10 protein-coding genes and 1 pseudogene are annotated in these 9983 nt (G+C 70.1%); 8 read left to right on the top strand and 3 right to left on the bottom strand.

Translation table 11 applies throughout. The annotated features are described in order from the left end of the window. Positions 1–183, bottom strand: a pseudogene (locus tag QK444_RS24520) (oxidoreductase); the annotation flags it as partial. 141 nt (positions 184–324) lie between these two features. Here QK444_RS24520 and QK444_RS24515 point away from each other — a divergent pair. The 8 genes from QK444_RS24515 (at position 325) to QK444_RS24480 (ending at position 8146) form a co-directional block, all read left to right on the top strand. Continuing rightward, the gene (locus QK444_RS24515; RefSeq protein ID WP_282784090.1) at positions 325–1485 is read left to right on the top strand and encodes an acyl-CoA dehydrogenase family protein; all 1161 of its coding nucleotides are present in this window, start codon (positions 325–327) and stop codon (positions 1483–1485) included. 14 nt (positions 1486–1499) lie between these two features. Next, positions 1500–2024: a YiiD C-terminal domain-containing protein gene (locus QK444_RS24510; RefSeq protein WP_282784088.1), complete on the top strand. Its 525-nt coding sequence runs from the start codon at positions 1500–1502 to the stop codon at positions 2022–2024. Beyond that, the gene (locus QK444_RS24505) at positions 2024–2914 is read left to right on the top strand and encodes an alpha/beta fold hydrolase (protein ID WP_282784087.1); all 891 of its coding nucleotides are present in this window, start codon (positions 2024–2026) and stop codon (positions 2912–2914) included. Before QK444_RS24510 ends, QK444_RS24505 begins: the two co-directional genes overlap by 1 nt. A gap of 10 nt (positions 2915–2924) precedes the next feature. Further along, positions 2925–4055, top strand: a complete 1131-nt coding sequence (locus QK444_RS24500; protein ID WP_282784085.1) for an ABC transporter ATP-binding protein — start codon at positions 2925–2927, stop codon at positions 4053–4055. Between the two features lie 32 nt (positions 4056–4087). Further along, positions 4088–5455, top strand: a complete 1368-nt coding sequence (locus QK444_RS24495) for an ABC transporter substrate-binding protein (RefSeq protein ID WP_282784083.1) — start codon at positions 4088–4090, stop codon at positions 5453–5455. A gap of 11 nt (positions 5456–5466) precedes the next feature. Then, positions 5467–6336 carry a metallophosphoesterase gene (locus QK444_RS24490; protein WP_282784081.1) on the top strand — a complete coding sequence of 290 codons (870 nt, stop codon included), beginning with the start codon at positions 5467–5469 and terminating at the stop codon, positions 6334–6336. An 84-nt stretch (positions 6337–6420) separates the two neighbouring features. Further along, on the top strand, positions 6421–7299 hold the full coding sequence (locus QK444_RS24485; RefSeq protein WP_306356211.1) for a sugar ABC transporter permease: 879 nt from the start codon (positions 6421–6423) through the stop codon (positions 7297–7299). Between the two features lie 34 nt (positions 7300–7333). Next, a complete protein-coding gene (locus QK444_RS24480; protein WP_282784092.1) occupies positions 7334–8146 on the top strand; it encodes a carbohydrate ABC transporter permease in 813 nt (270 codons plus the stop codon). A gap of 58 nt (positions 8147–8204) precedes the next feature. On the opposite strand, the gene QK444_RS24475 is transcribed toward QK444_RS24480, so the two are convergent. Both QK444_RS24475 and QK444_RS24470 read right to left on the bottom strand, forming a co-directional pair. Further along, positions 8205–9581 carry an acetyl-CoA carboxylase biotin carboxylase subunit gene (locus QK444_RS24475; protein WP_282784077.1) on the bottom strand — a complete coding sequence of 459 codons (1377 nt, stop codon included), beginning with the start codon at positions 9579–9581 and terminating at the stop codon, positions 8205–8207. Beyond that, positions 9578–9983: biotin/lipoyl-containing protein (locus tag QK444_RS24470; protein WP_282784075.1), on the bottom strand; the 406-nt coding region annotated here is incomplete at its 5' end. The genes QK444_RS24470 and QK444_RS24475, both read right to left, overlap by 4 nt.

Raw genomic sequence — 9983 nt, 5'->3', positions numbered from 1 at the left:
GTCGTCGCCCGGGTCGCCGCACAGCGAGTACTGCCGCACCCCGGCCGCGCCGACCCCCACGTCGATATGCGCGCCCGCCGACCAGGTCGGCAGCGCGCCGCCGTGGACTGCGGCCAGATCGAGTGCGAACACACCCTCGGCAACGTCACGGCGATCGGTCACCCGGACCGTCAACTCGGTCATCGCATCCCCTCGGAATCGGTGTCGCCAACACCCTGACCGAGCCGCGCGCCCGATCCGCTCCGGCCGAAAGGAGTCGATTAGACCGATCGAGATTGACTATCGCCCCGGTGGTGTCCCCCGCCGCCGCCACAGACTGACCCCATGAGCGCTGTACCGGAACTGGTCGACAGGACCAGACAGTTCGTACTCGACCAGGTGATCCCGGTGGAACGCGAGGTGGTGGCGGGCGGCCGCGTCACCGACGACGCGCTGCGGCTGGATCTCCAGAAGAAGGCCAAGGAGGCGGGGGTCTTCGGCCCGCTCTCCGATCCGAGCCACGGCGGTCTCGGACTCGACACCCGCGGCCAAGCCGAGGTCCTCGAAGCGGCCGGGGCCAGCCTGCTCGGCCCCCTGGCGGTGAACGCCTGGGCTCCCGACGACGGCAATATCCACCTGCTCAGCCATGTCGCCGATGCCGAGCAGCGCGAGCGCTACCTGGCCCCGCTGGCCTCCGGCGAGGTGCGCTCGGCCATCGCCATGACCGAACCGGCCCCCGGTGCGGGCTCGGATCCGCGCATGCTGCGCACCGTTGCCGAGGAGACCGACGACGGCTGGGTCATCAACGGGGACAAGCATTTCACCACCGGCGCGCAGGGCGCGGCGTTCGTCATCTGCGTGGCCGCGACCGCGGACGGTCCCACCATGTTCCTGGTCGACCAGGACAACCCGGGTATGCGGGTGGGCCGCCGCATGCCCACCCTGGACCACACCAGCGCACCGGGCGGGCACTGCGAGGTGCGGTTCACCGACTGTGCGGTACCCGACTCCGCGGTGCTCGGCGAGGTGGGCCGGGGCCTGGAGCTGGCGCAGGTGCGGCTGGCCCCGTCGCGGCTGGTGTTCTGCATGAACTGGCTCGGCCTGGCGGTGCGGGCGCAGCAGCTCACCGTCGAGCACATCACGCACCGCTCGTCCTTCGGTGTCCCGGTGGCCGAGCACGGCATGGCGCAGGCGCTGATCGCCGACAGCGAGATCGATATCGCCGCCGCTCGCGGCCTGGTGCGCGGCACCGCCGCCACCATCGACGCGCACGGCCCGTCCTCGCCGCAGGCCCGGCACGAGGCATCGATCACGAAAACCTTCGTCTCCGAGGCGGTCTGGCGGGTGCTGGACCGCGCCGTGCAGCTGCACGGCGGCCTCGGCGTCTGCGAGGACCACCTGGTGGCCCGATTCCTGGTGGAGGCCAGGGCCTTCCGCATCTACGAGGGCCCCTCGGAGGTCCTGCGCTGGTCCATTGCCCGCCGCGTTCTGCGCGGACCCCGTTGAAGGGAGTAGCACCGATGACCACGAGAACCATGTCCGGCTTCGCCGCGGCGTACCCGGAACTCGACCCCGACGCCGTGGATTACGGCTACCTGCGCGATGTCTCGCAGGCCATGGTGCCGTTCGGCCGCCAGGTCGGCACCGTCGTCACCGAGATCTCCGCCGACCGCGCAGTGGTCGAGATCCCGGCGGGCGACGCCGTGGGCAATCACATGGGCACCGTGCACGCCGGGGCCCTGTTCACCGCCGCCGACATCGCGGGTGCGGCGGCCTTCGTGGGCGGGGCGGCCACCCGGCTGCACACCATCGCGCAACTGGTACTGCGCGGCGGATCGGCCTCCTATCGCAAACCGGCGCTGGGCCGCATCCGCGCCGTCGCCACCGTCGATCCGCGCGAGCTGGCCGAGATCCTGACCACCACCGAGTCGCGGCGCTTCGAAGTGTCCGGCAAGGCGGCCCTGCTCGACGACAACGACGTGACGGTCGCCAAGTTCACCTTCGACTACGTGTGCGATGTGGCCATCGCCGGGGCGGAGGCGTGATGACCACCGCGACCCCCGAATCGCGCTCGGAGTTCGGTGACCTGGCGTCGACCCGCGTCGAGACCTCCGACGGTGTCGCCTTCACCGTGCGGTGGCTGCCCGCCGAGCGCGCCGACGCGCCCGTCGTGCTGATCTTGCCCGCCATGGCCATGAAGGCGCGCAACTACCTGCCGCTCGCCAAAGCGTTGCACGCCCAGGGACTTTCGGTCGCCACCGTCGACCTGCGCGCCCATGGTGAGGCGACGCCGCCGCTCGGCGAGCACACCGATTTCGGCTACCGCGAAATGCTGGAGATCGACCTGCCCGCCATTGTCGGCGCGGTCGAGCAGCGCTTCCCGGGCGCGCCGCTGCACCTGTTCGGGCACAGCCTGGGCGGCCAGCTCGCCCTGCTGTTCGCCGCCGCCGAACCCGAGCGTGTCGCCGGGGTCACGGTGATCGGCACCGGCACGGTGTTCTGGTGGGCCTTCGGTCCGCGGCGCTGGTTCGAGGCGCTGAGCCAGATCCAGTGGATCGGCCTGGTCGCGCGGTTCAAGGGCCATTGGCCCGGCGGGGTGCTGATTCCCGCGCCCATGCCCGGCGGCGTCATGGTCGACTGGTCGGTCCACTCGCTCACCAGCTACTACCGCCCGCGCGGCACCTCCCGGCGCTACAACAGCCTGCTGGCGCGCATGACGCTGCCCGCCCTGGTCATCTCGCTCTCCGACGACGTGCTCGGGCCGAAATCCAATGTCGATTTCCTGGTCTCGCGCATGCCCGCCGCGCGGGTGAGCCGCTGGCACATCGACGAGGACTCGGAGGTGGCGCATCGCGACCATTTCCGGTGGGTGAAGGACGCCCCCGCCATCGCGGCCGGTGTGGCGACATGGATCACGACCGGCACGCCGGTCTGAAGGAGAACCGGTGGCCCGGCTGCACATCGACGCGGTATCCAAGAAGTTTGGCACGGAGTACGCGGTGCGCGAGGTGAGCCTCGACATCGCCGACGGTGAGTTCATGGTGTTGCTCGGCCCCAGCGGCTGCGGCAAATCCACCCTGCTGCGCATGATCGCGGGGCTGGAGGAACCGAGCTCGGGGCGCATCCTGCTGGACGGCGACGACATCACCGACGCCGCACCGCAGCGGCGGGATCTGGCGATGGTGTTCCAGAGCTATGCGCTGTACCCGCATCTGACGGTGGCGAAGAATATCGGCTTCCCGCTGCGGTCGCGCCGCCAGCCGCGCGCCCGCATCGCCGAACGGGTCGCCGAGGTGGCCCGCACGCTGGAGCTGTCGGCGCTGCTGGATCGCCGCCCGGCCGCGCTGTCGGGCGGTCAGCGGCAGCGAGTCGCGTTGGCGCGCGCCATGGTTCGCGATCCGGGCGCGTTCCTCATGGATGAGCCGCTGTCGAATCTCGACGCCAAACTGCGCAGCGCCACCCGCGCCGAACTCATCGCCCTGCACCGCCGTCTCGGGGCCACCTTCCTGTACGTGACCCACGACCAGGTGGAGGCCATGACCATGGCCACCCGGATCGCACTGCTCGACGCGGGCCGGGTGGAGCAGGTCGGCACCCCCGAGGAGCTCTACGACCGGCCGCGCACCGCCTTCGTCGCCGGATTCCTCGGCTCCCCACCCATGAACCTGTTTCCCGCGGTCGTCACCCGGCGCGACGGCGGGTTGCGGGTGATGGCCGACGGCATCGACGCCGCTCTGGACATCACGGCGGATTCCGGCGAGGACACCCTGGTCACCGCCGGAATCCGCCCCGAACGGCTGCGCGTGGACGCCGCCGCCACCGCCGTGCGCGGGCGCGTGACCATGGTCGAGAACCTGGGCAGCGAGGAGCTGGTGCACGTCGACACCGGCACCCACACCCTGTGCGCCCGCGCCCCGCGACCGGCCGGGGTGCGCGCGGGCGAGGAGGTCGGCTTCCGAGTCGACCCCGCCCAGATCCACCTGTTCCATCCCGACTCCGGACTGCGCCTGACCTGGCAGGAGCCGCACGCGGATCCGACACCGACCCCGGACGCGGCAGCCGTGCCCGTCCCCTGATGTCCGCACCACCATTCGATGAGGAGAATCCCGTGAAACGCACCGCGCCCTTCCTGGGCCTGGTGTTCGCCACCGCCGTCGCAGTCAGCAGCTGCGGCCTCGGCGGCACCACCGCCACCGAGGCCACGACCACCGCACAGGTCCCCGAACTGCAACCCGACCAGCAGGTGTCGATCGTCTTCGAGTCCTACAACTACGGCCTGGCCGGGGCGTGGACCGACACCTTCAACGAACTGATCTCGGAGTTCGGCGAGCAGCACCCCAATATCAAGGTCACCGCGCAGAAGCCGCAGGGCAACAGCCCCAACCCGGCCACCGACACCATTTCCAGCATCCAGAACCAGATGGTGGCGGGCACCACCCCCGACGTGGCCCAATTGGGTTTCAGCGACCTGGATTTCACCATCCACCAGTTGCGGGCCAAGCCACTCGACGTACTGTTCGGCGCGGACGAGGTGCAGCGCAACTTCGACGGCCGGATACCGTACGCCGACCGCGCCCGCACCCTCGACGACTGGGACGGCCACACCTACGGCGTGCCGTTCGTGTTCTCCACCCCGGTGCTGTACTACAACGCGACCCTGTTCACCGAGGCCGGTCTGGACCCGGCCGAGCCTCCGGCCACGTGGGCGGAGGTGGCCGACGCGGCACAGGCCATCAGCACGAAGACCGGTAAGGGCGGCGTCTACATCGACTGCCTCACCAAGACGTCGAAGGACTGGTGCTTCCAGGCGCTGGTGCGCTCCAACGGCGGCCGCGTCATCTCCGAGGACCGCCGCACCCTCACCTACGCCGACACCCCCGTCGTCGAGGTCACCCGGATGGCACAGGATCTCGTGAACTCCGGCAGCATGCCCAAGCTCGCGCAGAAGCAAGGGTACGAGGGTTTCGCCCGCGGTGAGATCGGCATGATCCTGGAGACCAGCGCCGTGCAGGGCGTCTTCGTCAAGGGCGCGAAGGACAAGTGGGATCTGCGCTCGACCACCATGCCGCGCTTCGGCGACAAACCGACGGTGCCCACCAATTCCGGTGCGGGCCTGCACATTCTGTCCAACGACCCGGCCAAGCAGCGGGCGGCCTGGGAGCTGATCAAGTTCCTCACCAGTGAGGAGTCGTATGTGAAGATCTCGCAGAACATCGGCTATCTGCCGCTGCGCACCGGCCTCATGGACGAACCCGGCTCGCTGGGGGCGTGGGCGGCGGCCAATCCGCTGCTGGCCCCCAATGTGGCGCAGCTGGCGGCCATGGAGCCGTGGGTGTCCATGCCGGGCGACAACTATCTCCAGATCCGCGACGGCATGATGGATGCCGTCGAGGCCATCGTGTACCAGGGCGCGGATCCACAGTCCACCCTGACCGCCGCCCGCACCGAGGGCTCGAAACTCCTTCCGGCCGCATGAGATCCCACGAGATGCGGGACCTGACCGTCATCCAGCTCACCGACACCCACATCCGTCCCGCCGGTGAACGCCTCTACGACGCGGTGGACACCTACGAGAATCTGCACCACGTGCTGGATCGGCTGCGTGCCTCCGGACCGGTCGACGCCCTGGTGCTGTCCGGCGACCTCACCGACAACGGGTCGCCGGAGGGTTACCGGCGGCTGCGGGAAGCGGTGGAGCCCGCGGCGGCCGAACTGGACGCGGCGGTGGTGTACGCGATGGGCAACCACGACGAACGCACCGCCTTCGGAGTCGAACTGCTGGGCCACGCACCCGGTGCGGTGGCACAGGACGTCCCGCACGATCAGGTGGTCGAGGTGGCGGGCCTGCGCATCATCGCGCTGGACAGCACCACGCCGCGTCGGCATACGGGCAAGCTGGAGCTCGACCAGCTGGCCTGGCTGACCGACCAGCTGCGGCGGCCCGCGCCCCGCGGCACCCTGCTGGTGCTGCACCATCCGCCGCTGCGCTCGGCCATCCCGGCGGCCGAACTGCTCGGCCTCGGGCAGATCGAGCTGCTGGAGGCGGCGGTGGCCGACAGCGATGTGCGGATGATCCTGTGCGGGCACAACCATATGACCGCGGCGGGCAGCCTGGCCGGTATCCCGGTGTGGGTGGGTCCGGCGCTGGCCTACCGCATCGACGCCATGGCCCCGGTGGGCCGCCAGCGGGCGGTGAGCGGATTCGGTTACAGCCGTGTCGATGTGCTCGGCTCGGCCTTCGTGGTGAGCGCGGTGGAGGCCACGCCCGCCCCGGAGCTCTACAACCGGGCCGAGGGCGACATGCTGGAGTATCTACGGTCCATCGACCAGCGTGGCGATCACGCGGGAACCCGGTGAGCGGTGTTCGTCGTCGCTGAACGAGCTGAACGACCGGCGGCGTCGCGGCCCACAGTGGCCGCGGCGCCGCCGCCCCGTCGCCCCGTGGTCCGGCGGATAGTGCGGGGGCTGTCCCCGTACCTGTATCTCGCGCCCGCGCTGTTCCTGCTGTTCGTGTGGACCTATCAGCCGCTGGCCCAGGCGTTCCAACTGTCCACCTACTCGTGGAACCTGCTGCCCAGCTCACCCATGCGCTCGGTGGGCACCGCCAATTACGAACGGCTGCTGGACCTTCCGGCCTTCTGGGACTCCCTGGGCCGGACCGCGGTGCTCATCGCCGGCATGCTGCCGTTCACGGTCGTGCTGCCGGTGCTCATCGCGCTGGCGAGCCGTCGGGTGCGCGGGCGGTCCCGCACCCTGTACCACGCGCTGGTGTTCGCGCCGTTCCTGGTCGCGCCGGTCGCCGCCGCGGCGGTGTGGCGCTGGCTGCTGCATCCCGGCAGCGGGTTCGTGGACCAGGTGCTGGGCACCCACCGCAACTGGGCCTACGACGCCACCACCGCCCACGCCGTGATCATCGGCATCACCGGCTGGCAGCTGCTGGGCTTCGCGGTGCTGGTGGTGTGGGCCGGATTGGCCGGTATCAGTGGGGATTACGACGAGGCGGCCCGGGTGGACGGCGCGAGCCCGGGGCAGATCCGGCGCTGGATCACCCTGCCGCTGCTGTCGCCCACGCTCATGTTCCTGGTGCTCACCACCGTGCTGCTCAGTCCCACCCTGACATTCCCGCTCATCGACTCCATGACCCAGGGCGGACCCGCGCAGGCCACCACCAACATCTACTACCTGCTCTGGGACTACGCCTTCCACAGCTTCGACGCCGGACTCAGCGCGGCGGCGGGGGTGCTGCTGTTCCTCGGCTTCGGCGTGCTCGCCGGAATCCTGGTCTGGATCTCGGAAAAGGTTGCCTTCCATGACGACTGACCGCATGACGACTGACCGCATGACGACTGACCGCATGACGATCGACCGCGTGCGGACCCTCGGCAGCCATCTGCTGCTGGCGGCCGCCTCGCTGCTGTGCGTCTTCCCCATCTACTGGCTGTTCGCGACGGCGCTGCGCCGCCCCGAGGACATCACGTCGCTGTCCCCCATCCCCTGGCCGGTGTCGCTGGGCAACTACGCCGACGCCGCGCACAAGGTGGACATCACCGGGCTGATCGCGAACACCTTCTTCGTGGCGGTGCTCTCGGCCACCGGACAGCTGCTCATCGCGCTGCTGGCGTCCTACGCCTTCGCCATGTACACCTTCCCGCTGCAACGGCTGCTGTACCTGGCGTTCGTCGGCACCTGGCTGGTCCCCTTCCAGGTGACCATGCTCCCCAACTACATCCTGCTCAACCGCCTGGGCCTGATCAATTCCCTGATCGGCGTGGTACTTCCGACGCTCTGCTCGGCCCTGGGGGTGCTGCTGCTGCGCCAGCACATGGCGGCCTTCCCCAAGGAGCTCATCGCGGCCGCCAAGATCGACGGCCGCTCCTCCTGGTCCATCCTCTGGACCGTGGTCGTCCCCAACCTGCGCCCGGCCCTGGCGGCGCTGGGCATCCTGCTGTTCATCAACGCCTGGAACGAATATTTCTGGCCCGCGGTCGTTCTCCGCCAATCCAACAGCGTGCTGCAATTGGGCCTGCGCAGCTTCATGGGCACCGAGGGCGATCAGTGGGGCCCCATGATGGCCGTGGCCAGCCTCGCCTGCCTGCCCGTCCTGCTGCTCTACCTGGTCCTGCAACGCCACATCGTGAACGCCTTCGTTCGCTCGGGTCTGAAGTAGCGCGACCGAATACGCCTGCGGCCCACCACGGATCACTCCGTGGTGGGCCGCTCGGTTGTCAGGGTGTGCAGGACCGGACCGCCGCGCGGGTGGTGAGGGTGCCGATGAGGGCGGTGTCGTGGGTGGCGGCGCGGAAGCGGGGGTGGTCGAGGATGTCGTGCAGGAACTCGGTGGTGGTGGCGATGCCGGGACCGCGCAGGACGGTCTCCGCGAGCGCCCGGCGCATACGGGCGATGGCGGCCGGGCGGTCCGGAGCCCAGACGATGAACTTGGCCAGCAGCGAATCATAGTGCGGCGGAACGGCATATCCGGTACGGATGTGGGTGTCGACGCGGACGAAGGGGCCGCCCGGCAGCAGGCATTCACCGAGTGTGCCCGGGGCGGGGGCGAACTCGCGCTCCGGATCCTCGGCATTGATCCGGCATTCGATGGCCACGCCGTGCGGACGGACAGCGGCGGCCGTGAGCCGTTCTCCCGCGGCGACACGCAGTTGTTCGGCCACCAGATCGACGCCGGTCACCATCTCGGTGACCGGATGCTCCACCTGCAGGCGGCAATTGACCTCCATGAAGTAGAACTCGCCGTCGGGGGCGAGCAGGAATTCGAAGGTGCCCGCACCCACGTAGCCGACCGACCGCGCGCCCCGCACGGCCGCGGCCCCGATGCGCTCGGCCAGCTCCGCGGACAGCCCGGGGGCGGGCGACTCCTCCACCAGCTTCTGGTGTCGGCGTTGCAGCGAGCAGTCGCGCAGGCCGAGATGCACCACGGTGCCGTGCGTGTCGGCGAGGATCTGCACCTCCACATGCCGGGCCGATTCCAGATAGCGCTCCACGTACAGGCGGCCGTCGCCGAAGACCGCGGCGGCCCCGGCGCGGGTCTCCTGCCAGGCCACCGCGAATTCGGCGGCGTGGCGGACCACCCGCATGCCGCGCCCGCCGCCACCGGCCACGGCCTTGATGATGACCGGGTAGCCGATGTCGTCGGCGAGCGCCTGCGCGGCCTCCACCCCGTCGATCGGGTCGTGGCTGCCGGGCAGCAGCGGCAGTCCGGCGGCGCTCATGAGCGACCGCGCGGTGGACTTGTCGCCCAGGCGCGCCATCACGTCGGCGGGTGCGCCGATGAAGACGAACCCCTCCGCCTCGCACACCTCCGCGAAATCCGGGTTCTCCGACAGGAATCCGTAACCCGGATGGATGGCGTCGGCCCCGGTCGCCCGGGCCGCCTCGATGATCGCCGGAATGTGCAGATAGCTGCGTTTGGCCGGACCGGGGCCGATGCGCACCGCGCGATCGGCCAGCCGGACCGCCGCCGCATCACGGTCCGCCTCCGAATACACGGCGACGGTGGCGATGCCGAGTTCGGCGCAGGTGCGGATGACGCGCACGGCGATCTCGCCGCGATTGGCCACCAGCACCGTGCGGATGCGGCCGATCACCGGACTTCCTCGAAACGGATGAGCGGCTGCCCGTACTCCACGGGTTCGGCGTCGCCGACCAGGAATTCGACCACCCGCCCGGCGCGGGCGACCGTCACCGGAATCATGAGCTTCATCGCCTCCACGATGCCGACCTGCTGACCCGCCCGCACCGGGTCACCGTCGGCGACGAAGGCTGCCGCACCGGGCTCGGGAGCGCGGTAGAACACACCGACTGTCTCCGCGTCGAGAGTGAAAGTGCCTACGTCCGAGCCGTTTCCCTGGACCGGCACGACCGCATCCGACCCGGCGGCGGCCGACAACGCATCCACGGGCGCGACCGCGCCATTGGCGACGGCGGGGGACGCACCGGCATGGGCGGCGGACGGAGCCGCATCGCACGCGCCCCGGTCCTCCCAGCTG

Origin of the sequence: Nocardia sp. CC201C, assembly GCF_030010695.1 — a bacterium.
GTDB lineage: Bacteria > Actinomycetota > Actinomycetes > Mycobacteriales > Mycobacteriaceae > Nocardia > Nocardia otitidiscaviarum.
The sequence above is the reverse complement of the archived record's forward strand: the minus strand, read 5'-3'. Positions and strand labels throughout refer to the sequence as shown.